The 22,257-nt window shown below is 68.4% G+C and carries 17 protein-coding genes and 1 pseudogene; 9 read left to right on the top strand and 9 right to left on the bottom strand.

Translation table 11 applies throughout. The features are described 5' to 3' along the window. Positions 1–127: 127 nt before the first annotated feature. The gene (locus HMJ39_RS09100; protein ID WP_194297070.1) at positions 128–754 is read right to left on the bottom strand and encodes a hypothetical protein; all 627 of its coding nucleotides are present in this window, start codon (positions 752–754) and stop codon (positions 128–130) included. A gap of 113 nt (positions 755–867) precedes the next feature. Here HMJ39_RS09100 and HMJ39_RS09095 point away from each other — a divergent pair, with 113 nt between their 5' ends. From HMJ39_RS09095 to HMJ39_RS18865, 5 genes and pseudogenes are all read left to right on the top strand, one after another. Continuing rightward, a complete protein-coding gene (locus tag HMJ39_RS09095; RefSeq protein ID WP_194297069.1) occupies positions 868–3,393 on the top strand; it encodes a hybrid sensor histidine kinase/response regulator in 2,526 nt (841 codons plus the stop codon). A 57-nt stretch (positions 3,394–3,450) separates the two neighbouring features. Continuing rightward, entirely contained in the window at positions 3,451–4,836 is a 1,386-nt protein-coding gene (locus tag HMJ39_RS09090) for a TolC family protein (protein ID WP_194297068.1), read from the top strand. Continuing rightward, positions 4,833–5,810 carry an HlyD family secretion protein gene (locus HMJ39_RS09085; protein ID WP_194297067.1) on the top strand — a complete coding sequence of 326 codons (978 nt, stop codon included), beginning with the start codon at positions 4,833–4,835 and terminating at the stop codon, positions 5,808–5,810. Before HMJ39_RS09090 ends, HMJ39_RS09085 begins: the two co-directional genes overlap by 4 nt. Position 5,811: 1 nt before the next feature. Then, positions 5,812–6,930 carry an ABC transporter permease gene (locus HMJ39_RS09080; RefSeq protein WP_194297066.1) on the top strand — a complete coding sequence of 373 codons (1,119 nt, stop codon included), beginning with the start codon at positions 5,812–5,814 and terminating at the stop codon, positions 6,928–6,930. Then, positions 6,927–8,024: pseudogene (locus HMJ39_RS18865) on the top strand (ABC transporter permease); the annotation flags it as partial. The gene HMJ39_RS09080 and the pseudogene HMJ39_RS18865, both read left to right, overlap by 4 nt. A 245-nt stretch (positions 8,025–8,269) precedes the next feature. Here the strand turns inward: HMJ39_RS18865 and HMJ39_RS09075 are convergent. The 3 genes from HMJ39_RS09075 to HMJ39_RS09065 form a co-directional block, all read right to left on the bottom strand. Further along, on the bottom strand, positions 8,270–9,505 hold the full coding sequence (locus HMJ39_RS09075) for an NADH:flavin oxidoreductase/NADH oxidase family protein (RefSeq protein ID WP_194297065.1): 1,236 nt from the start codon (positions 9,503–9,505) through the stop codon (positions 8,270–8,272). A gap of 68 nt (positions 9,506–9,573) precedes the next feature. Next, positions 9,574–10,542: a tRNA 5-methoxyuridine(34)/uridine 5-oxyacetic acid(34) synthase CmoB gene (cmoB, locus tag HMJ39_RS09070; protein WP_194297064.1), complete on the bottom strand. Its 969-nt coding sequence runs from the start codon at positions 10,540–10,542 to the stop codon at positions 9,574–9,576. A gap of 110 nt (positions 10,543–10,652) precedes the next feature. Next, positions 10,653–11,390 (bottom strand): hypothetical protein, encoded by a 738-nt coding sequence (locus HMJ39_RS09065; RefSeq protein ID WP_194297063.1) that lies wholly within the window; start codon positions 11,388–11,390, stop codon positions 10,653–10,655. A gap of 186 nt (positions 11,391–11,576) precedes the next feature. On the opposite strand from HMJ39_RS09065, the gene HMJ39_RS09060 reads away from it, so the two are divergent. Next, positions 11,577–11,882, top strand: a complete 306-nt coding sequence (locus HMJ39_RS09060; protein WP_194297062.1) for a hypothetical protein — start codon at positions 11,577–11,579, stop codon at positions 11,880–11,882. A 254-nt stretch (positions 11,883–12,136) separates the two neighbouring features. On the opposite strand, the gene HMJ39_RS09055 is transcribed toward HMJ39_RS09060, so the two are convergent. After that, entirely contained in the window at positions 12,137–12,886 is a 750-nt protein-coding gene (locus HMJ39_RS09055; protein ID WP_194297061.1) for an SCP2 sterol-binding domain-containing protein, read from the bottom strand. Positions 12,887–13,167: 281 nt separating this feature from the next. On the opposite strand from HMJ39_RS09055, the gene HMJ39_RS09050 reads away from it, so the two are divergent. The 3 genes from HMJ39_RS09050 (at position 13,168) to HMJ39_RS09040 (ending at position 15,211) form a co-directional block, all read left to right on the top strand. Then, positions 13,168–14,388, top strand: coding sequence for a DUF445 domain-containing protein (locus HMJ39_RS09050; protein ID WP_194297073.1), 1,221 nt, complete (start codon positions 13,168–13,170; stop codon positions 14,386–14,388). Between the two features lie 2 nt (positions 14,389–14,390). Further along, entirely contained in the window at positions 14,391–14,678 is a 288-nt protein-coding gene (locus HMJ39_RS09045; protein ID WP_194297060.1) for a hypothetical protein, read from the top strand. 77 nt (positions 14,679–14,755) lie between these two features. Then, the gene (locus HMJ39_RS09040) at positions 14,756–15,211 is read left to right on the top strand and encodes a phasin family protein (RefSeq protein WP_194297059.1); all 456 of its coding nucleotides are present in this window, start codon (positions 14,756–14,758) and stop codon (positions 15,209–15,211) included. Between the two features lie 647 nt (positions 15,212–15,858). On the opposite strand, the gene HMJ39_RS09035 is transcribed toward HMJ39_RS09040, so the two are convergent. The 4 genes from HMJ39_RS09035 to HMJ39_RS09020 form a co-directional block, all read right to left on the bottom strand. After that, positions 15,859–17,688 (bottom strand): long-chain-acyl-CoA synthetase, encoded by a 1,830-nt coding sequence (locus tag HMJ39_RS09035; protein ID WP_194297058.1) that lies wholly within the window; start codon positions 17,686–17,688, stop codon positions 15,859–15,861. A gap of 241 nt (positions 17,689–17,929) precedes the next feature. Next, entirely contained in the window at positions 17,930–19,873 is a 1,944-nt protein-coding gene (locus HMJ39_RS09030) for an acetyl/propionyl/methylcrotonyl-CoA carboxylase subunit alpha (RefSeq protein ID WP_194297057.1), read from the bottom strand. 158 nt (positions 19,874–20,031) lie between these two features. Beyond that, positions 20,032–20,847, bottom strand: a complete 816-nt coding sequence (locus tag HMJ39_RS09025; RefSeq protein WP_194297056.1) for an enoyl-CoA hydratase-related protein — start codon at positions 20,845–20,847, stop codon at positions 20,032–20,034. A gap of 61 nt (positions 20,848–20,908) precedes the next feature. Next, complete coding sequence (locus HMJ39_RS09020; RefSeq protein ID WP_194297055.1) at positions 20,909–22,072, bottom strand: acyl-CoA dehydrogenase family protein; 1,164 nt, start codon at positions 22,070–22,072, stop codon at positions 20,909–20,911. Positions 22,073–22,257 lie beyond the last annotated feature (185 nt).

Raw genomic sequence — 22,257 nt, 5'->3', positions numbered from 1 at the left:
TTTCCGGGACCCTGTTTGACAGGATGTCAAACCGGGAGCCCCCAGGGACGGGTTCACGGCGTTCCCGGAAAGGGGGCCACGCCGCTCCGCGCCCCGGATGGAGAACCCACCCCGAAATTCGCCACGATCACGGCTCGAACGCCCGAAACTCGGCCAGCGCCCGCTTGCTCAGCCGCAACAGCGCCGTGGTGTCCTGCTCCCGGCTGGCGGCCTCGATGCGGATGAAACGGTCGCCGTCCAGGGTCAGCAGCAGGGTCTCGTAAAGCGGCCGGCGGTTGGGTCGATTAATCAGATAGGCGCCGCTGGCGGTGACGTGGCCCTCCAGGTCGAACAGCCGTTCCTGGACGAAGCGCAGCGACAGGTCGTCGCTGTTGTACACCCGGTTGACGCGTTGCTGGCGGAGCTGGCCGTAGTGTCCGGAGACCAGGCGGGTGTCGTCGAGACCGTCCCAGCCGGCGGGCAGGCCGTAGAGGGTCAGGGTCAGCCGCCGGTGCGGGGCGCCGTACACCCAGCGTCGCCAGCCTTGCTCGTCGTTGCTGATCTCGCCGTCCCGGTCGAGGCCGGCGAGGCGCGGCGGCGCCTGGGCCGCCGCCAGCCAGGCGGGCATGGCCGGCGGTGCCGGCGACGGGGTTTCGGCGGCGTCGCGGGCCCGCAATTCCGGTATGGTGGCAGTGGTGGGTGGCGCGCTTGCACAGCCGCCGAGCAATACAACAATGCACAACACCGGCAGGATATGGATACCCGGAAGATACATGAAGACCATCCTGTCACGCGGGCTTCGCCGCTAGAGTAGCCGGAAGTCTGGCGCTTTCGGCGTGGCCACCGCAAGTCCCGGCACGGGGGACGCGACCAGGGAGGACGCAGGTGATGAAGGAACGACATTTTCCAGCGGTGTTTTTGCTGGTGTCGTTGGTGACGGTGCCGTTCGTGATGATGGCGACGCTGCTCTATCAATATCGCCTTGATTTGCATGACCGGCACCATGTGTTGCAGGACGATCTGGCGGTGTTCGCCGCCGGGCTGCGCGCCAGCGAGCCCCTGGAGCGCAGCCGCGACCTGGCTCCGGCGGTGGTGATGAGCAGCTCCGAGGATCTGGCCGACCGCTATCGGGCCGCCCTGGCGGATACCGACGAGGGCCTCGCCGCCTACCAGCGGGCCATGGACAGCCTGGACGCCCCGGATCTGACCAACATCGTCGCCGGGGTGCGCAACGCCTGGCGAAACACCGAGCCGCGGGCGGCGGTGGGCGGGGTGCTGGCGCCGTTTCGGGCGCTCGATCAGATCAATGGTCGGCTGCACGCTTCGCTGGCCTCGGTGCTCTATCTGTCGCGTCTTTCCGATACCCGCCTGGCCAGCCCGGGCCGGGCGCTGTCGCTGCCGCTCAATGGTCTGCGCGAGGTGCGCCGGGACCTGGGCATGATGCGCGCGCTGTTGCTCCATGGCGGTGTGACCGGCAACACCCTGGATCCGCTTTCCCTTTACCAGCTCAACAAGGCCCGCGATCAACTGGCGGCGGCGATGGCCGACGTGGATCAGCAACTGGCGGCCCCGGACCGGGAGGAGATGGCGGTGCTCAAACGCCGCTGGCAGCGGGTGCGCGAGGACCTGGAAGCCTACCGGCAATGGAGCGGCGAGGCGGTGGACATGTCCGGTGATCTGGCGGTGTCCTGGCGCGAGGCGCTGGCCCGCTCCGAGGGGGCGGTGACCGGCCTGCACGCGCTGGCCCGGGCCTCGGTGGACATGGCCTCGGCGTTGTCCAGGCACGGCCACGACAAGGTGGTGCGCGATACCGCCTGGATGCTGGCCGGGCTGGCCCTGGCCTACGCGGTGGTGCTCGCCGCCAGCCTGGTGTTCCTGCGCCTCACCGCCCGGGCCGTGCGCGGCAACGCCGAAGTGCGCGCCAAGAGCGAGTTCCTGGCGCGCATGAGCCATGAGATCCGCACGCCCCTGAACGGCGTGCTGGGGCTGGCGGAGCTGCTGCGTGAAACCGATCCCTCGCCGCGCCAGCAGGATTACATCGCCCTGATCGAGAACGCCGGCCGCACCCTCAATACCCTGGTCAACGACGTGCTCGACTACTCCAAGCTGGAAGCCGGCAAGCTGGAGCTGGAGATCGACGACTTCGACCCGGCCGCCCTGCTGATCGACTGCGCCCACATGTTCAGCCTGCCGGCCAGCGACAACGGCGACCTGGTGCTGGTGGACGTGGACCGGGCGCTGCCCGCCAAGGTGCGCGGCGACGCGCCACGCCTGCGCCAGGTGCTCACCAACCTGATTTCCAACGCGGTGAAGTTCACCCGCCACGGCTGGGTGCGGGTGCGCGCCCGCTGCGAGCCCGCCGGCGAGCACCAGGTGATCCTGTCGTTCTCGGTGGCCGACAGTGGCCTGGGCATGAGCCGCGAGGAGCAGCGCCGCCTGTTCCAGAATTTCAGCCAGGCGTCGGCCTCGGTGTCGCGGCGCTTCGGCGGCACCGGCCTGGGCCTGTCCATCAGCCAGGAACTGGTGCGTCTGATGGGCGGCGAGATCCAGTTGCGCAGCGCGCCGGGGCAGGGCGCCCGCTTTCACTTCGCGCTTACCGTGCCGGTGGCGGCGCCGGCGGTGCCGATGCCGGAACCGACCCGGGAGCCGGCGCTGATCTGGGACCAGGTGGGCAACCTCAAGAGCCTGCTCGACGGCGACCGCCGCTTCGCCCACGCCCGGGTGGTCACCGACCTGGAAGGCGTGCGCGCCGCCCTGGCGGACCCGGCGGTAAGCCACCTGCTGGTCAACGGCGTCACCGACGGCGTGCTGCTCGACCAGGGCCTGCGCCCGGCCCGTGAGCGCGGCGCCGCCCCGCGGCCGGTGCTGCTGTGCGGCATGCGCGAGAGTGGCGAGGTGGTGATGCGCGACGACATCACCCTGGTGCGCCGGGCGGTGCTCACGGTGATGGAACTGCAGCAGCTGCTCAGCGACACCGGCCCCGGCCAGGTGCCGCTGCTCTCCCGGCGCGAGCCGGAACAGGAACGCAGCGGGCTGCGCGTGCTGGTGGCCGAGGACAACCCGGTCAACCAGATGGTCACGCGCGGTTACCTGGAACGGCTCGGGGTGCCGGCGCCGGTGCTCGGCGACGACGGCCAGCAGGCCCTGGACCGCTTCATCGAGGGCGGCGGCGCCTACCGGCTGGTGCTCATGGACCTGGACATGCCGGTCATGGACGGCTTCGAAAGCGCCCGGCGCATGCGCCGCCTGGAAACCGAGAACGGCTGGCAGCCGGCGGTGATCCTGGCGCTCAGCGCCCACGTCATGCCTGAGTACGCCGAGCGCATCAAGGAGGTGGGCATGGACGGCCAGCTGATCAAGCCGCTCACCCTCAGTGCCCTGCAGGCTGCCCTGCATCAATATCTGATCCCCTGATCCGGGAACCGGTAATCAACCGGTGCTATTATGTTTCCTTCCATAAGGAGGATGAGTATGTGGAGGCTTCTGGTGGCGCTGATACTGGGCGTCGCCGCCATGGGCGCCGGGGCGGCCCCGATGACGTTCGAGCAGGCCTGGGGGCGGCTGCTCGCCGAGGATGACAACCTGGCCGCCGGCGCCGCCGCCGAGGACGGCGCCCGGGCCCTGTCCGAGTCCGCCCGGGCCCTGCTGCTGCCCCAGGTGGAACTGCTCGGTACCTATACCCGTCTGGACCAGCGTCCGGAACTCAACACCCTGGACCTGGAACCCCTGGACAGCCTGTCCGGCACCCCGGTGGGGCAGGTGCTGGTGCAATTGCTGGGCGGGCCGGACGCCTTCAGCACCCCGCTCACCGAGGATCGCGACATCGCCCGCTCGTCGTTGCTGGCCTTCTGGCCGCTGTACACCGGCGGCCGCGTCCAGGGTCAACGCCGGCTGCTGGAGCTGGGCCGCGACGAGGCCGGCGCCCTGCGCGAGGAACTGCGCCGCGCCCGTTTCCTGGAGCTGGTAGGCGCCTATTTCGGGCTGGTCACCGCCGACCAGCTGGTGGCCACCCGCCAGGCCGCCGCGGACACCCTGGCCGGCCATCTGCGCGCCGCCCGCAAACTGGAGGAGCACGCCCAGATCGCCCGGGTCGAGCGGCTCGCCGCCCAGGCCGCCTACGATCAGGCGCGCATCGACCTGGCCTCGGCCCGGGAGAAGCGCGACATCACGCGTCTCGCCCTGACCCGGCTGGTGCACGGCGACACCCCGGTGACGCCGGCCTCGCCCCTGTTCGTGCACGCCCTGCCCGAGAACGACGACCGCCTCCGGGACCGCCTCGAGGATCACCCCGGCCTGAGGGTGCTGGCGATCAAGGAGCAGGGCGCCCGCACCCGGGGCGACATGGCCCGGGGCCTGTTTCATCCCAACCTGTTTCTGTACGGCAGCTATAACCTGCACGAGGACGACGCCCTGATCAGCGATCTGACCCCGGACTGGATGGTGGGCGTGGGCGTGCGTTTCGCGCTGCTTGACCGCGCCGGCCGTGGCGGCAAGGTGCGCGCCGCCGAAGCCGCCGTGGAGCGGGTGCGGCGGCTGCGCGCCGGGGCCCGCCGGGAGCTGTCGGTGATGCTCGACAGCCAGTACCGGGAGGCGCGCCGCGCCCTCAATGAGTACCGCACCCTGGCCAGCCAGATCGAACTGGCCCGGGAAAACCTGCACCTGCGCCGGCGCGCCTTCGAGGAAGGCCTGGGGCGTTCGCTGGACGTGGTGGACGCGCAAACGGCGCTGTCCGCGGCGCGCACCCACCGGCAGGCGGCGGCGTTCCGCCACGTGGTGGCCCTGGCCCGGGTGATGGCGCTGACCGGCCAGCCGGGCCGTTTTATTGACTATCAGCAACAGGGGGAGCCGACACCGTGAAAGCCCGTACCGTTCTGTTCGCGCTGGTGGCCGCCGTGGTGGTGGCCCTGGTGGCGGTCAGCTTTTGGAACGCCTACCGGCCGCGCGCGCCGGTTTTCCAGGGCCAGGTGGAAGCCCGCCAGTACCTGGTGTCTTCCAAGGTGCCCGGGCGCCTGTCGGAAACCCTGGTGCGCAAGGGCGACACAGTGGCCAAGGGCGACCCGGTGTTCACCATCGACAGCCCGGAGCTGGAACAGAAGCTGGCCCAGGTGGAGGCCCTGGACCGCATCTCCGGCGCCCTGATCAGCGCCGTGGAAGGCGGCACCCGGGAAGAGAAGGTGCGCGCCGCGCGCAGCGAATTCGAGAAGGCCAAGGTGGCCGAGCAACTGGCGGAAACCACCTACCGGCGGGTACGGGCGCTGGCCGACGAGGGCGTGGTGGCGCGCCAGAAACTGGACGAGGCCTACACCGCCTGGCAGGTGGCGGTGAAAACCCGGTTCAGCGCCGGCCAGGTGCTCAAGCTGGCGGAGGAGGGCCCGCGCTCCGAGGCCCGCGACGCCAGCGCCGCCACCGGCGACGTCACCGCCAGCCTGCGCCGGGAAGTGCAAAACCTGCTCGATGACGCCCGGGTGACCGCGCCTCACGCCGGCGAGGTGGACGACGTGGCCCTGCAACCCGGCGAGCTGGTGCCCCAGGGCTTCCCGGTGGTGACCCTCACCGACCTGGACGACGCCTGGGCGGTGTTCAACGTGCGCGAGGACCGGCTGGCCCGGTTCCAGCCCGGCGAGGTATTCACTCTGCGCATTCCCGCCCTGGAGCGGCGCGCCGACTTCCAGGTGTCCCATGTGGCCGCCCGGGGCGACTACGCCACCTGGCGGGCGACCCGCGACGGCCAGGGTTACGACATGCGCACCTTCGAGGTGGAGCTGCGACCGCGCGCCCCGGTGCCGGGCTTGCGCCCGGGCATGAGCGTGCTGCTGGACGCGGAGCCCTGAGATGACCGGGCTGCATGGCGGCCAGGCGCTCCGCGAGGACCCTTGGCTGCGGCTGCTGACGCTCTGGCTGCCGCCGCTGGGGACCCTGTTTTTCCTGGCGGTGTTCGCCCAGGGCGTGCCCCGGGACCTGCCCCTGGCGGTGGTCAATCTGGACCCGGGCAGCGCCTCCCGGGAACTGGTGCGCGCCCTGGACGCCAGCCCGGGCCTGGCGGTGTACCGCGAGTACCGCTCCCGGGCGCCGGCGCGGCGCGCTTTGCGGCGCGGCGAGGTGCTTGCCACCGTGGTGATCCCCGAGGATTTCGCCGCCCATCTGCGCCAGGGACGCAGCCCCCGGCTGGCGGCTTTCGAGAACACCCAGTACCTGCTCGCCGGCAAGTTCATCGGCTCCGCCCTGGTGGACGCGGTGGGCGACTACTCGGCCCGGGCCGGCGCCGCCCTGCGCCTGGCCCACGGCGACCCGGCGCCGCGCGTGGCCCTGGCGGTGAAGGCGGTGCGCCCCCAGGTGGTGTCCCTGTTCAACCCGGTCATGAGCTACGCCCGCTTCCTGGTGACCGCCATCGTGCCGGCGCTCTGGCAGGTGCTGCTGGTGGTGGCCACGGTGCTGGTGGTGTTCTGGCGGCTGCGCCGCGCGCCCTTGCCGGCCCGCCCCGGCCCGCGCCTGGCCGCCCTGGCCTCGGCGATGGCGCCGGTGGGGCTGGCGTTCTGGCTGCAGGGGCTGCTGATGCTGGCCCTGTTCGGCCTGCTGCTGGACTGGCAGCCGGCCGGCGGCCTGCTCTGGCTGTGGCTGGGCCTGGCGCTGACCGTGCTCGCGGTGCAGGCCATGGCGGTGCTGATCGTGGCCCTGCTGCCGGAGCCGTTGCACGCGCTCAGCGTGTGCGCCGCCTACCTGGCGCCGGCGTTCGCCTTCATGGGCATCACCTTCCCGCGCGCCGACATGAACACCCTGGCCTGGTGGTGGGGCGCGTTGATGCCCTCCACCCATTACATGAATCTGCAGGTGGCGGTGGCCGACCACGCCGCCCCCTTCGCCACGCTGTGGCCGTCACTGGCGGCGTTGCTGCTGTTCCTGGTACCGCTGCCGCTGAGTGTCCGGGCGCTACCCGGGGGCGGTGACCGATGAGCCGGCTGGCCCGGGCCTGGGGGCACGAGTGGCGCGCCCTGTACCGCGACACCACGGTGATGATGGTGCTGCTCGGCGGCGTGCTGTTCTATGCGTTTCTGTACCCCCTGCCGTACCGCCACAACGTACCCGGCGAACAGCCGGTGGTGGTGGTCAACCGGGACCATTCCGCCCTGGCCCGGGAACTGACACGGCGGGTGGACGCCACGCCGGAGGCCCGGGTGGTGGCGCGCCTGGGCGACGAGGACCAGGCCCGGGACTGGATCGCCGCGGGGCGCGCCCACGGCCTGCTGGTGATCCCCGCCCACTTCCAGCGCGACGTGATGCTGGGCCGGCCCACCACGCTGAGCTACGCCGGCGACGCCAGCTACTTCCTGATCTACAGCCGGGTGGTGGAGGGGCTGCTCACCGCCGGCACCACCCTGAGCCTGGAAACCCAGGCCCGCCGGGCCCTGATGCAGGGCCGCGAGATGACCCGCATCCCCGGCGAGCTGCGGCCGGTGCGATTGCAACGCCTGGCCGCCTTCAACCCGGTGCAAGGCTACATCGATTACGTGGTGCCGGCGGTGTTCGTGCTGATCCTCCACCAGACCCTGCTGATCGCCGCCGGCTGCCTCACCGCCCGCGACCGCTGGCGGCGCGGGCAGGGCGACGCCGCCGTGCCACTGCGCCTGGCGCTGCCGCTACGGCTGCTTAACTTCGTGGCCATCTATCTGCTGTTCGCGATGCTTTATTTCGGCGTCTTCTTTCAGTACTACCAGGTGCCGCGCCACGCCGACCCGCTGACGCTGCTGGCGCTGACGACCCTGTTCCTCAGCGCCACCACCCTGTGCGCCCTGGCCCTGGGCTACGCCGTCAACCGGCTGGAAGGCCCCACTCTGGTGGTGCTGGTGTCGTCCCTGCCGATCGTATTCTGCGCCGGCTTCGTGTGGCCCTCGCAAAGCCTGCCCACGGCGCTGCGCTGGCTGGCGGACCTGGTCCCCGCCACCCCGGGCATCCAGGCCTTCCTCAAGCTCAACCAGATGGGCGCCGCCGTCCACGAGCTGGCACCGGAGCTGGCCCTGCTGGCCGGCCAGTGCCTCGGCTACGGCGCGCTGCTCATCCTGCTCGCCCGCCACCGCCGCCCCCCACAACCGCTCTGGGTTCCACCAAACCAACCCAATGGGCCCCCGGTTGAAGCTACCCCGGAGCGAGTCGGCCTGGGCCCCTTTCCGGGACCCTGTTTGACAGGATGTCAAACCGGGAGCCCCCAGGGACGGGTTCACGGCGTTCCCGGAAAGGGGCCCAGGTCGACTCGCGGTCCCTCTGGAGAGACTCCCACACCCGGGAGCCACCACACTCAGGCCCGTAATCGCCCCATCCGCAGCCGCCGCCACCCGATGGTACCGGCGATCTTGAGCAGCGAACTGAGCCCGCCGGCGTCCGCCAGCGGCGCCTTGCCCCGGGCAATGCGCGCCAGCTGCAGGGTGTACCAGGACACCTCCATCATCGCCGCGTTGTCCACCGCGCGAATGCCGGTGCGGATCGGCGCCACCGGGCTGGTCACCGCCCCGCCCTCCAGCAGCCGCCGGCTGAACGCCGGGTCCACCGCCAGCGGCCGCGCCAGGCCGATCAGGTCCGTGGCGCCGTCCGCCAGCGCCGCCGCCATGCCCTCCCGGGACCGGAAGCCGCCGGTCACCATCAACGGCACCGCCACCCGGCGGCGCACCTGCTCGGCGTACTCCAGGAAATAGGCCTCCCGGCGCCGGGTGGACTCGCGCACCCCGGCCCCGGCCATGCGCGGCGCCTCGTAGGTGCCGCCGGAAATCTCGATCAGATCCATGCCCCGGGTCGCCAGCGCCTCCACCACCGCCAGGGATTCCTCCTCGCTGAAGCCGCCCTTCTGGAAGTCCGCGGAATTGAGCTTGATCGACACCGGGTAGTCATCGCCCACCCGGGCGCGGATTTCGTCATACACCTCCAGCACGAAGCGCATGCGCTTGTCCGGGCTGCCGCCGTAGTCGTCCTGGCGCTGGTTGTGGCGCGGTGACAGGAACTGGCTCACCAGGTAGCCGTGGGCGCCGTGGATCTGCACGCCGTTGAAGCCGGCTTCCTTCATGATCGCGGCGGTCTCGCCGAAGCGGCGCACGATGTCGCGGATCTCCGCCACGCTGAGCGCCTTGGGGGTGTGGAAAAAACGCTTCAGGCCCGGGTCCTCGAAGGGCAGGGCGGAGGGCGACACCGAGCGCCGGTTGAGCGCCGCCGGCGCCTGCTTGCCTGGGTGGTTGAGCTGCACCCAGATGGCGGCGCCGGTTTCCTGGCCGGCCCGGGCCCAGTCGCGCAGGCGCGGCAGGTCGCGGCGGTCCTCCACCACCACGTTGCAGGGCTCGCCCAGGGCGTGGCGGTCCACCATCACGTTGCCGGTGATCAGCAGGCCAGTGCCGCCCCGGGCCCAGGTGCGGTACAGGCGCGGCAGGCGCGGCGTGACCCGGTTGCCCGGCGTGCCCAGGGTCTCGCTCATGGCCGACTTGGCCAGACGGTTCTTGAGGATGGCCCCGCAGGGCAGGGTCAGGGGTTGCTCCAGGGTGACGCTCATGGCGGTCCTCGCACTCGATGAACAGGCCCGCGCAGTGTGCCCCGGAACGCCGGGTCCTTGCGGGCCAATCAGCGGCGCTTGCGGGCCACCAGGGTGGCCCGGCGAGGGGCCGGGTGACCCTCCCGGGTGCGTGACGGGTGATCCGGGTCCAGGAAGTCCGGCAGCGACTGGAAGCGCATCCAGTCCGTGGGCCGCTGTTCGTCGGTGGTGGTGACGGTCTCGTCCACGCAGCGCACGTCCTCGAAGCCGCAGCGGCGCAGCCAGATCGCCAGGTGGGCGCTGCTGGGCAGGAAGAACACATTGCGCATGGCGGCGTAGCGGCCCTCGGGCATCAGCACGGCGCGCTCGTCCCCTTCCACCACCAGGGTTTCCAGCACCAGTTCGCCGCCGGGGCGCAGGGCGCCGGCCAGCTCCAGCAGGTGGTCCAGGGGCGAGCGCCGGTGGTAGAGCACGCCCATGGAGAACACCGTGTCGAAGGCGGCGCTGTTGGTGGGCAGTTCCTCCATGCGCAGCGGCGCGAACCAGAACGGCGCCTCGGGGGCGTAGCGTTTCACCGCCAGATACTGCATCAGGAACAGGATGGTGGGGTCGATGCCGAGCACGAAGCGGGCGCCGGCGCCGGCCATGCGCCAGCCGTGGTAGCCGCTGCCGCAGCCCACGTCCAGCACCCGGCGGCCGCTCAGGTCGGACAGGTGCGGGGCCACCCGTTGCCATTTCCAGTCGGAGCGCCATTCGGTGTCCACGGTCTGGCCGAAGAATTCGAATGGTCCCTTGCGCCAGGGGATCAGGCCTTCCAGGGCGGCGTTCAGGGCCGCGCCGTCCACGTCGCCCGGTTCGCCCAGGGTCACTGTGTCGCGGTCCAGGGCGTGGGGCGCCGGGCCCGGCGGCAGGGCGGCCACGGCGGCCCGCCAGCGGGGCAGGTCGCCGTGGGGCTTGTCGATCAGGCGGTGGCGGCTCAGCGCCAGCACCGGGTCGGCGGCGTCGCCGAGCACCGGGGGCAGGGCCGTGGCCAGTTCATCCAGATAGGTTTCCAGCATGGCGCGGATTATCCCGGTGGGGTGTGGTTGCCGCAATGGGGGATGGCGCTAGCCGGGGCGCGGAGCGATGTGGCCCTCACCGTCATCGTTCTTCGTGGTGGTGGGTGGGCCTAGGAGGGGGTGGCACCGGGGATCAGGGACGCCTCCAGCAGGTGGTCGATGAGGCGCATGCGGGTCGGTTCGTCGAGGCGCCGCAGGGCCGGCGACAGCTCGCGCACCAGGATGCCGTCGTCGCGCTCACTGAGCCGCTCCACCAGCTCATGGAGCTGGCCCGGCCGGGCCTCCTCGCCGTGGTCCGCCGCCTCGTCCACCGTGGCCGGCGGCGCGGTGAAACGGTCCAGGGCGGCGCGGGCGCGCCGCGACAGCACCGGCTCGCCGCCGTGCTCCTCGGTGGCGAGCAGGCACAGGGTGTCCATCAACAATTCGCGAATCGGTTCCCGGCTGGCGGTGTCGTCCAGTTCGGAGACATGCACGGCCATGCTCGGGGTGAACCGCAGGTTCCGGGTTTCCAGGGTGAAGCGGGTGCGCGCGAACCAGGCGCCCAGACGCCGGCCCAGGCACACGGCGCCTTCCACGCGGGTGCCGGGCAGACACAGCACCAGATAGCCCCGTTGCCAGGCCACCAGGCCGTCCTCGGCGCGAATCCGCTGCTCCACCGCCTCGGCCAGTTGCCGTTGCAGCTGACGCAGCCGGCCGCCGCCCAGTTCGCGGCCGATGGCGGGCAGTTCCTTGAGCTGGAGGGCCAGCAGGGAGAGCGGCAAACGATGCCGGTGGCACAATGAAAAAAGCTGGGCCAGCGGGGCAAGACCTTGGCTCTGGGTGCGTGACGAGTCTGTCCCGGAAGTCATTCTGTGATCCCGTGTTGAAGTTATTATCTGCTCCTGCGTTACACGGGCCTTCCTTAGCACGGATATGGCAGCGTGCTTGCCACTTGTCACATAGTAAGTGTTTCGCTAAGCAATACTTCCGGTTCGTACCAACGGTTACAGGAATACCGGTTTTGGTTACGAACCCGTTATCCGGGACCGTTCTGTATGACCACGATTTTGCTCACCTCCGTGATCACCGCCGCCATTACGCTGTTCGTGGTGGCGCTTTGGGGGCACTTCCATTTACAGCCGCGTTTGAAGCGGGCGCTGAAGCGGGAGCTGGACGAAGAGGCGCGCAAGGCCGCGGACCTGATCGCGGCGAGCGTGGAGGAAGCGGTGAAGCGGGGCATCAACGACGGCGTGCGCAATCTGCCCACCCGGGAGATGCTGGAGGAGACCAGCCGCAGCCTGGCGCGCTCCAGCACCGAGCTGGTGGGCGAGCGCATCAGCAAATTCTTCGGCAAGAAATAAACTTCATCGCGCTTTAGCGGGAAGCCTGGGGTCCTTCCATCGGGCCCGCGTCTCGTCGTGGTGCCCCTTCCGGGAACGTCGTAAATCCGTCCCTGGAGACTCCCGGTCAAACATCCTGTTTGACAGGGTCCCGGAAGGGGCACCACGACGAGACGCTACGAGGTAACGTCAAGCGCGACTCCGTAGGGTTGGCGGTGCTTGTAGGAGCGACTGGGCGGCACTCCGCTTCAGTCGCGATGCGGGCGCAGCCCGCCTCAACGCTCCCGGCGCATCAGCCGCCCGACGATTAGGGCCAGCCCGAAGCTCACCATCGCCAGGGACACATAATCGTGGGCGAAGGCCCGCCAGGTGTCCTGCCACTGGCCCAGGGCGCGCAGCAGCGCCACCAGCATCAGGCCCAGCCCGGCCACCAGGAACGCCAGGTCCAGCCGGCGCGCGTGGCGGATCTCCCGGCGCAGGCCGCGCACTTCCTCGATCAGGTCTTCCTGGAGGAGTTGCTGGCGGGCCATTTGCGCCGCCAGGTCGCCCAGGTGATCGGGCAGGCCGGCCAGTTTCTCCAGCCACACCGGGTCTTCCCGGCGCAGCACGGCGAGCAGTTCCTTGAGACGCACATGGTCGTCCAGCCAGTTGCGGGCCAGCGGCCACAGGCTGAACTCGCTGATCATGCGTTGCAGGCGTTCCAGGGTCTCCGGCGGGCCGGTGATGCGCAGGCGCTCCTCGGCGTCGCCGCTGTTGGGCGCCAGCAGCCAGTGCAGCATGGCGCCCAGGGGGCCACGCACGCGCACGTCCACCGGGCCTTCGTATTCGTCGTGCAGCTCCACGCCGTCTTCGTAGATCAGCATGTAGAGCACCCACATGGGGTTTTCGCCGCGCACCCGCACGGCGGTGCCGTGCAACGCCGCCAGTTGCTCGCGGCCGCGCGGGTCGCCGGTGAGCGCCTGGTTGAGCAGGGTTTCCAGGGCGCCGTACATAAGCAGCCCGGGCAGGGTGGACGGCGTGGTCATGGAATAAGAAATCCTTCTGTTCTGGCGTGCGAATACTGGCTGGAAGTATGGGGCAAGCGGGGGCGGTTGCCAAAAATTACGCGCCGACGCTGAGTGGACGACCGCCAGTGTCCCTATACTAGGAAGCGGATTATTACCATAACATTGGCTTTCGTGACCGGCGCGCGCGCCCCGAGGGAGCTGTTCTCGGCGGGACCGGGCGGCTAGGCTTGTGGCTCCTCGGTGTTTGGAAGATGCCGAAGGCTCGCCGCGTCCACCCTGGGAGGGGGTTGTTGCCCGACATGCTGGATTCGTTGTTTTCCCATCCGGATTTCTGGAAGTATTTCAGCCTGCCGTTCATCGCCGGCGCCGTGGGCTGGGCCACCAACTGGATGGCCGTGCAAATGACGTTCTATCCCCTGGAATTCATCGGCATCCGCCCGTTTTTCGGCTGGCAGGGCATCATTCCCTCGAAAGTGGAGAAGATGGCCGCCATCGTGGTGGACAAGACCCTGCAGAAACTGGGCAGCCTGGATGAGTTCTTCCGCGAGATGGAACCGGAAAAAATCGCCGCCCACCTCACCAAGAGCATCCAGGCGCGCATCGAGGAATACGTGGACGAGGTAATGACCGAACGCAACGCGGTGCTCTGGGAGAACCTGCCCCTGGCCGTGCGCAAGCGCGTCTACGCCCGCGCCCGCCGGGCGATTCCGGCGGTGATGGACAACGTGGTCGACGACATCAGCCGCAACCTGGAAAACCTGGTGGACATGAAGCACATGATCGTCGAGCGCATGCGCTCGGATAAGGCGCTCATGGTGCAGATGTTCAAGGAAGTGGGCGAGCCGGAGTTCCGTTTCGTCACCAACTCCGGCTTCTATTTCGGCTTTCTGTTCGGCCTGATCCAGGTGCCGGTGTTCATTTTCATGCCCAGCAACTGGGTGTTGCCGGTGTTCGGTTTCATCGTCGGCATCGCCACCAACTGGCTGGCGCTGAACGTGATCTTCCGGCCCCTCAATCCGGTGCGGGTGGGCCCGTTCCGGCTCCAGGGCCTGTTTCTCAAGCGCCAGAAGGACGTGGCCGAGTCCTTCGCCCGGCTCACCACCGAGGAGCTGGTGACCCTGCGCAACATCATGTATCAGGTGATCAACGGCCCCCGTGGCGACCGCACCAAGGCGCTCATCAAGCGCCACCTGAAACCGCTGCTCAACGGCGGCTTCGTGCGCACCGCCGCCCAGCTCACCGTGGGCCCGGGGGGCTACGCCGACCTCAAGCGCGCGGTGGAGGACAAGGCCGTGGACCTGGCGGTGGAGCCGTTCGAGGACGATCGTTTCAACCGTGAGCGCAGCAGCATCATCGAGCGCCTCATGCGCGAGCGCATGCAGGCGCTCAGTTCCGATGAATTCCAGGACCTGCTGCGCCCGGCCTTCCAGGAGGACGAATGGATCCTGATCCTGGTGGGCGGTTTCCTGGGCGCCATGGCCGGCCTGGCGCAACTGATCTTCGTGTTCGGAGTGGCCTGAGCATGGATACCCTGACCCCATCGGATCTGGCGCTGCTGCTGATCGGCTGCGCCCTGCTGTCGTCCCTGGTCACCCTGGTGGCGGTGGGGCTGGCGGTGAAATTCTGGCTCGGCCCGCGCCTGGAGCGGCACATCGACGCCCGTTTCGAGGCCGGCGCCGACCGGCTCACCGAGCGCTTCGTGGCGGTGCTCACCGGCAAGTCCCGGGATCTGATCCGCGATCGCGCCCGGGACCTGGCGCGCTTCGTCGGCGGCCGCCGCCCCCGCGAGGAGGAGGACGGACAGGAATAGCTTGTCCGACAAGACGTTGGCCGGGCCTGTCATTTTTGGCCTATACTGCCGCGCTGCGTTGAGAGAGAGTGAGGCCCATGTCCGACCGCGACGAGCACCAGGATAGCGAACAGCACGACGAGCGCGGCCATCCCCTGCGGGCGCTGTCCGGCGCCTCCCGGGACCTGCGCAAATACACCCACCAGATCTGGCTGGCCGGCCTGGGCGCCTACGCCCGCGCCGAGGAAGAGGGCAGTGGCTTCTTCGATGCCCTGGTGGAAGCCGGCCGCGAAGTGGAACGCCGCGCCAAGGAAAAGACCCCGCGGGTGGGCGACATCAAGGAACGGGTGCGCCACCACACCGGCGAAACCATCGACCGCATGGAAAAGGCCTTCGACGACCGGCTCGGCAAGGCCCTGTCCCGGCTTGGCATTCCCAACAAGCGTGAAGTGGATGCCCTGCGCCAGCGCGTCCAGGAGCTCACCGACGCCCTGGACCACATGGAAGAGGATGAGCAGGACGGCCAGAACGGCGGCCAGGACGATTCCCGCTGAACCCGCCCCAGGGCGGGGCAATCGTCCCGCCCACTCCGGTTATACGCCGGTTCCCACCAGAGTATTCACAGAGTTATCCACAGTTCGGCCCGTGGCCGCGCCAAAGCGGTGCGTGAGCGTCCGGGGATGGCCGGGCCCTTCGCGGCCGTGAGCGCCATCACGGTGCGTTCCGGCCGCACCGCGCGGTGACGTGATTTCACTATTGACAAGATCGTGAAAGCCCGAAACTGTGCACAGCTTGAGCAAAATTGGGAAAGAAGGTAACAAGGCCGCCGGTAACACCGGAAATAGCCTTAACTTCAAACATAAAGCATTGTTTTTATTGGGTTTTCTTATTTTGGTCAAAAAAACGTCAAAGAGAGGGAAGGGCCTTTTTTACGCCGCTGGCGCCACTTTTCCGCATTTTCTTCACAGGTTTATCCACAGGATCTGTGGAAAACCCCAGCGGTGGAAAAATCGCTCTCCGGACGTCCAGTCCACGATGTGAAAGATTGGTTAAATTCACCGCATTCCGTGCCGCCCCCCGGAATGACCGCGTGGGGCACGGTCTTCCAGCGTTTTTTCACACCTTTATCCACAGCATCCGTGGATAAAAAAACGCGGGCCCGAAGGCCCGCGTTTCCGTTCAGCCGTGATGGCCCGGCGGTTTAGAAGCGGTATTCGCCACCGTCGATGCCTTGCTGAATCTCCGGCGTGAGACGCTGGTAGCAGCTCTCGCCGGGCAGCAGCACATAGACCGGGTCGTCATGCTTGCTGAGGTCGTACTTCTCTTCCTTCAGCTTGTTCTTCTGGTGCTTGAAGGTGCCGGTGGTTTCCACGCCGTGGTCGGTGATGCGCAGGAACACCGGGATCGCGTAGGGCGGCAGTTCGCGCTGCAGGTAGGCGCACAGGGCCGGCCAGTCCACGTCGCCGTGGGGGCGGTCCAGGCGCAGCTCCGCCATGCCGGCGCGGCCGTTGGTGCCGGGGATCTCCACGCCGTACACCACGGATTCCACGATCTGCTCGAAGCCGTCCAGGATCTGCTCCACCTCGGTGGTGGACACGTTCTCGCCTTTCCAGCGGAAGGTGTCGCCCAGGCGGTCCACGAACTGGGCGTGGCGGAAGCCGATGTCGCGCATCATGTCGCCGGTGTTGAACCAGGCGTCGCCTTTCTTGAACACGTCGCGGAAGATCGCCTTCTCGGTCTTCTCCGGGTCGGTGTAGCCGTCGAACGGGGTCTTGTCGGTGATCTCGCCGAGCATCAGGCCGGATTCGCCCTTGCCCACCTTGATCATGTGGCCGTTCTTGTCGCGCACCGGCTCGTCGGCTTCCTTGTCGTATTTGACGATGGCGTAGCTCACCGGCGAGAAGCCCACGGTGTTGTCGAAGTTGAACACATTGGTGAACGCCACGTTGCCCTCGGAGGAGGCGTACAGCTCCACCACGCGCTCAATGCCGAAGCGCGCCTTGAACTGCTTCCAGATGCTCGGGCGCAGGCCGTTGCCGACGATGGTGTGCACCGGGTTGTCGGCATCGTCGGGTTTCTCGGGCTGTTCGTTGAGGTAGCGGCACAGCTCGCCGACGTAACCGAAGGCGGTGCAGTTGTGCTTGCGCACGTCGTCCCAGAAACGGCTGGCGGAGAACTTGCGGGCGATGGACAGGCCGCCTTCGCCGGCGATCACCGAGGCCCAGCAGATCACCATGCCGGTGGCATGGTAGAAGGGCAGGGTGCAGTACAGGCGATCGTCCTTGCCCAGGCGCACCGCGGAGTAGCCGAAGGCGCCATAGGCTTTTTCCCAGCGGCCGTGGTTGAACACCACCGCCTTGGGCAGCCCGGTGGTGCCGGAGGTGTAGATGTAGAACAGCGGGTCGCGCAGGAAGGTCTGGTTGGTGGTGGCCGGGTTCTCGCTGGAGCAGTCCTTGATCTCGGTGGCCAGGTTGGCGAAGCCCTCCGGCGCGGTGCCCGGGTCCGCCAGGGTGTCCTGGTCGGCGAAGTAGAAGAAGTTCTTCTTCAGGTCCAGGTCATCGCGGATCTCGTGGACGGTCGCCACCAGCTCCTCGCCGATGATCGCCGCCTTGGGCTCCACCAGGTTGAAGCTGTGCACCAGCACCTTGCCTTTCTGGGAGGTGTTGAGCAGGGCGGCGCACACGCCCAGTTTGGCGCAGCCGAGCACGGCGGCCAGCAGCTCCGGGCGGTTCTCCACGTCCACCGCCACGGTGTCGCCTTTCTTCAGGCCGATGGAGGCCAGGTAATCGGCGATGCGGTTGGCCCAGGCGTTGAACTGCTTGTAGGTCAGCTCGCGATCGTCCTGCAGCACGGCGACGCCGTTGGGATTGCCGGCGGTGGCCTGCTCGAAGGCCACGCCGAGCCCCAGCGGCTTGGAGGTATCGGTGATCTTGCTCATCTTGGAGCCCTTGATCAGACCGGGCAGATTGCCGATCACTTCAGGCACCTTGGAAAGCAGCTTGGGCAACGTAATCACGTCGGCGTTGCTCATGGGGTCTCCACTGTCTGTGTTCTTGGAATGCCCGGACCGCGCCGGGAGCTCAAACCGATTGCAAACGGGACCCGCCGGGCCTCGGAAGCGAGGTATACCTTACCGGCGGTTTCATATACCGGCAATCCATCCGAGGCGCTCCGTGCGACCGGTCGGTCGCCTCCTTTATCACGGGGCCGCCGCCAGTGAACCATATTCTGGCACCCTCGTGCCTTGGCCCTGGGAATTGCCTGGCTTGTCCTTAAAGCTCATTTTCCACGACGATCAGTAGCTGCTGACGCTTGACCTGATCGCCGGCGCGGGCCTCGACCCGCTCCACCCGACCATCGCGGTCCGCCTTCAGGGCGTGCTCCATCTTCATCGCTTCCAGCACCGCCAGGGTCTGGCCTTTTTCGACCGTGTCACCGGGGGCCACGTTCACTTCGATCACGGCGCCGTCCATGGGCGCCTTCAACTGCCCGGAGCCGGGGCCCTCGGCGCCGGCGCCGGCCCGGTGGGTGCGTTCCTCGAAGGCCACCCGCGTGGTGCCGTCCTGCAGCCAGAGAAGCGGGCCCTGGCGCCACCATCGGTAGCGGCGGCGCACGCCGTCCAGGGTCGCCACCAGGTCGCCATCGTCGTCGAGCCGGTCCAGGGTCAGGGCCGGGCCGCCGTGCACGCCGTCCGGGGTCAGGTAGAGGGTGCGTTCCTCCTCGCCGGCGGCCAGCACCAGGGGTTGGGCGCCCAGGCCGCTGGAATGCCAGCCGGCATAGCCACGGCCGGCGGCGGCGTCGCAGCGGCTCAGCACCAGCGCCGCCAGGGCCCAGAGCGCCTCGGGCACGGCCAGCGGCTGGAGGGCCGGGTCGTCGGCGAAGTCGCCGCCGATAAAGGCGGTGGTGGCGCCGCCGTCGGCGAACCCGGGATGGGCCAGGATCGCCGCCAGGAAGCGGCGGTTGTCGTCCAGCCCCATCAGCTCGGTGTCCTGCACGGCGCGGATCAGCCGCCGGCGGGCTTCGTCACGGCTGGCGCCGAAGGCGATGATCTTGGCCAGCATGGGGTCGTAGTGGCTGCCCACCTCGGCGCCGTCCACCAGGCCATGGTCCACGCGCACGCCGTCGCCGCTGGCCGGGCGCCAGCGTTCCACGGTGCCGGTTTGCGGCAGATAGTCGCGGGCCGGGTCCTCGGCGTAGAGGCGCACCTCCATGGCGTGGCCGGTAAGGGTGACCTGGGCCTGGGCGAGCGGCAGCGGTTCGCCGGCGGCCACCCGCAGTTGCCAGGCCACCAGGTCCTGGCCGGTGACCAGCTCGGTGACCGGGTGCTCCACCTGCAGCCGGGTGTTCATCTCCAGGAAGAAGAAGTCGCCGTCGTCGCCGAGCAGGAACTCCACCGTGCCGGCGCCCACGTAGTCGCAGGCCCGGGCGGCGTTCACCGCCGCCTCGCCCATGCGTTCGCGCAGCGCCTGGTCCACGGCCGGGGAGGGCGCTTCCTCCACCACCTTCTGGTGGCGGCGTTGCACCGAGCAGTCCCGCTCGCCCAGGTGGATCACATTGCCGTGGCGATCGCCGAACACCTGGATCTCCACGTGGCGGGGGTTGACCACCGCCCGCTCCAGGATCAGCTCGTCGTTGCCGAAGCTGCTTTTCGCTTCCTGGCGGGCGCTTTTCAGCTGCGCCGGGATCTCGGCGGCGTCGGTGACCACCCGCATGCCGCGGCCGCCACCGCCGGCGCTGGCCTTGATCATCAGCGGCAGGCCCACCCGTTGCGCCTCGCGGATCAGGGTGTCGTCGTCCTGGGCCTCGCCCTGGTAGCCGGGCACGCAGGGCACGCCGGCTTCCTGCATGGCGATCTTGGACAGGCGCTTGGAGCCCATCAGCCGGATCGCCGCCGGCGGCGGGCCGATGAAGGTGACGCCGGCGGCTTCGCAGGCCTCGGCGAAGTCCGCGTTCTCGGACAGGAAACCGTACCCCGGGTGCACTGCGTCGGCGCCGGTGCGCCGGCAGGCGTCCAGCAACGCCTCTATGTTCAGGTAGGACCGCGCCGCCGTGGCCGGGCCGATGCACACCGCCTCGTCGGCCAGAGCCACGTGGCGGGCGCCGGCGTCCGCCTCGGAGAACACCGCCACGGTGCGGTAGCCCAGGGATTGCGCCGAGACGATCACCCGGCAGGCGATTTCGCCCCGGTTGGCGATCAGAATCTTTTCAAAGCTCATCGGTGATTCCTTGTTGGTTGTTCCCGGTCGCTCCCACTGGGGGGACGGCACCGTAGGAGCGACCGGGCGGCGTTCCGCTTCAGCCGCGATAATCGGCCCGGGAATCGCGACTGAAGTCGCTCCTACAGCGGTTTTCATTGCGGTAGCGGCGTTCCGCTTCAGTCGCGATCCCCGGCCCAGGACGGTGCCCGTTTCCGCACGAAGGCGAGGGTGCCTTCCTGGCCCTCGTCGCCGTTGACGGCGTCGGCGAATTCCCGGGCGGCCCGGTCCAGCAGCTGCTCCATGGGCACCTGGTCCACGTCCAGCACCAGCGCCTTGGTGGCGCGGTTGGCGCCGGGGGCGCAGCGGCGCACCTGGCCGAGCAGTTCCGCCAGTTTCTTGTCCAGCTCCTCGGCGGAATCCGCCACTTCGTGGACCACGCCCAGGTTCAGCGCCCGGTGGCCGTCGAAGCGGGCGCCGGTGAGCGCCAGCCGACGCGCCTGGGTGAGGCCCACCCGGCGCACCACGAAGGGTGCGATCTGGGCGGGGATCACCCCCAGGCCGGTTTCCGGCAGGGCGAAGCGGGCATCGCCGGCGGCCAGGGCCACGTCGGACACACAGGCCAGGCCGAAGCCGCCGCCCATCACCGCGCCTTCCAGCACCGTGATCAGCACCGCCGGCAGCCGGTTGGCCCGGGTGATCATCTCGCCGAAGCGGCGGTTAAGCCGGAAGAACGCCTCCGGATCACCCTCGGCGGCTTTTTGCCGGGCGCCGGCCATGTCCTTGATGTCGCCGCCGGCGCAGAAATGCCCGCCGCCGCCGCGCAGCACCAGGGCACGAATCCCGGCCTCGCTTTCCACCAGGTCGAACACCGTCATCAATTCCTCGACCATTTCCAGGCTCATGGCATTACGCGCCTGGGGCCGATCCAGCACGATGTGCAACACACCCTGTTGCTGGGAAAGCGTCAATGTCGTCGTCTCGGGTAACCTCATGGCTCCACCGCTTCCGCTATTCACTGTTAACTGTTCACTTTTAACTATTCACCGGTATCGGTTAGCCGCCTTTTTTCTTGCCGGGCAGCATGTTCATGGTCTTGCAGATGATGCCCAGCATGACCTCGTCGGCGCCGCCGCCGATGGAGGCCAGGCGGCCGTCCCGGTAGAGCTGGCTGGCCGGGTTGTCCCACATGAAGCCGTTGCCGCCCCAGTACTGCATGCAGCCGTCCGCCACCTCGCGCAGCAGCCGGCCGGCCTTGAGCTTGGCCATGGACGCCAGGCGCAGCACGTCGCCGCCGTTCACATAGGTCTCGCAGGCCTGCCACACCAGGGCGCGCAGCAATTCCACCTCGGTCTGCAATTCCGCCAGCTTGAAATGCACCGATTGGTTATCCAGCAGGGACATGCCGAACACCTGGCGCTCGCGGGCGTACTCGATGGTGTCGTGGATCAGGTTGTCGCAGCCCTTGAGGGCGTTGGCGGCGCCCCACAGCCGTTCCTCCTGGAACTGCATCATCTGCATCATGAAACCCATGCCTTCCTGGCCGATCAGATTGCTTTGCGGCACGCGCACGTCGTCGAAAAACACCTGGGCGGTTTCCGAGCTGCGCATGCCCAGCTTGTCCAGGTGCTTGTCCACGGTGATGCCGCCGGCATCCTTGGGCACGATGATCAGCGACTTGTTGACATGGGGCTTGTCCTCGGAGGTGTTGGCCAGCAGGCAGAAGAAGTCGGCGCTGGGCGAATTGGTGATCCACATCTTGGTGCCGTTGATCACGTAATCGTCGCCGTCCTTCCGGGCGGTGGTCTTGATGTTGGCCACGTCGGAGCCGGCGTGGGGCTCGGACACGGCGATGGACGCCACCATGTCGCCGGCGATGGCCGGCGCCAGGTAATCGCGCTTGAGCGCGTCGGAACCGAACCGCGCCAGGGCCGGCGTGGCCATGTCGGTCTGCACGCCGATGGACAGCGGCACGCCGCCACAGGCGGCGCCGCCGATTTCCTCGGCGACGATCAGGCCATAGGAATAATCCAGGCCCATGCCGCCGAATTCCTCCGGCTTGGTGACGCCCAGCAGCCCCAGGTCGCCCATCTTCTTGAACACGTCATGAATGGGAAAACGGCCCGCCGCCTCCCATTCCGGCACGTGGGGGTTGATCTCTTTCTCGACAAAATTCCGCACCGTGCGGCGCAGTTCTTCGTGTTCCTGAGTAAACAACATGGCCATGTCCTGTGTTTTGTTCGGCTCGTTGGTCGAGCGCTGGTATGTCGGCGGTAACCAAAAAACCTGGTGGTTTTAGTTAACAGTTAATAGTTAACAGTGAAGAGCGAAAGAGGGTGCGGTCCGGCTTCGCCGTACGCACCGAGCCTTTCCGCAACGGTGTTTTCGCTATTAACTGTTCACTA

The organism is Alloalcanivorax profundimaris (assembly GCF_015265435.1).
Taxonomy (GTDB): Bacteria; Pseudomonadota; Gammaproteobacteria; order Pseudomonadales; family Alcanivoracaceae; genus Alloalcanivorax; species Alloalcanivorax profundimaris.
This window is presented reverse-complemented; position numbering and strand designations above follow the sequence as displayed.

Excerpts from the sequence above, each read along its gene's own strand:
- HMJ39_RS09020 (WP_194297055.1), bottom strand. The coding sequence starts at position 22,072 with ATGTTGTTTACTCAGGAACACGAAGAACTGCGCCGCACGGTGCGGAAT.
- HMJ39_RS09080 (WP_194297066.1), top strand. The coding sequence starts at position 5,812 with ATGACCGGGCTGCATGGCGGCCAGGCGCTCCGCGAGGACCCTTGGCTG.
- HMJ39_RS09045 (WP_194297060.1), top strand. The coding sequence starts at position 14,391 with ATGGATACCCTGACCCCATCGGATCTGGCGCTGCTGCTGATCGGCTGC.
- HMJ39_RS09060 (WP_194297062.1), top strand. The coding sequence starts at position 11,577 with ATGACCACGATTTTGCTCACCTCCGTGATCACCGCCGCCATTACGCTG.
- HMJ39_RS09055 (WP_194297061.1), bottom strand. The coding sequence starts at position 12,886 with ATGACCACGCCGTCCACCCTGCCCGGGCTGCTTATGTACGGCGCCCTG.
- HMJ39_RS09040 (WP_194297059.1), top strand. The coding sequence starts at position 14,756 with ATGTCCGACCGCGACGAGCACCAGGATAGCGAACAGCACGACGAGCGC.
- HMJ39_RS09075 (WP_194297065.1), bottom strand. The coding sequence starts at position 9,505 with ATGAGCGTCACCCTGGAGCAACCCCTGACCCTGCCCTGCGGGGCCATC.
- HMJ39_RS09100 (WP_194297070.1), bottom strand. The coding sequence starts at position 754 with ATGTATCTTCCGGGTATCCATATCCTGCCGGTGTTGTGCATTGTTGTA.
- HMJ39_RS09065 (WP_194297063.1), bottom strand. The coding sequence starts at position 11,390 with ATGACTTCCGGGACAGACTCGTCACGCACCCAGAGCCAAGGTCTTGCC.
- HMJ39_RS09095 (WP_194297069.1), top strand. The coding sequence starts at position 868 with ATGAAGGAACGACATTTTCCAGCGGTGTTTTTGCTGGTGTCGTTGGTG.
- HMJ39_RS09035 (WP_194297058.1), bottom strand. The coding sequence starts at position 17,688 with ATGAGCAACGCCGACGTGATTACGTTGCCCAAGCTGCTTTCCAAGGTG.
- HMJ39_RS09050 (WP_194297073.1), top strand. The coding sequence starts at position 13,168 with ATGCTGGATTCGTTGTTTTCCCATCCGGATTTCTGGAAGTATTTCAGC.
- cmoB (WP_194297064.1), bottom strand. The coding sequence starts at position 10,542 with ATGCTGGAAACCTATCTGGATGAACTGGCCACGGCCCTGCCCCCGGTG.
- HMJ39_RS09025 (WP_194297056.1), bottom strand. The coding sequence starts at position 20,847 with ATGAGGTTACCCGAGACGACGACATTGACGCTTTCCCAGCAACAGGGT.
- HMJ39_RS09030 (WP_194297057.1), bottom strand. The coding sequence starts at position 19,873 with ATGAGCTTTGAAAAGATTCTGATCGCCAACCGGGGCGAAATCGCCTGC.
- HMJ39_RS09090 (WP_194297068.1), top strand. The coding sequence starts at position 3,451 with ATGTGGAGGCTTCTGGTGGCGCTGATACTGGGCGTCGCCGCCATGGGC.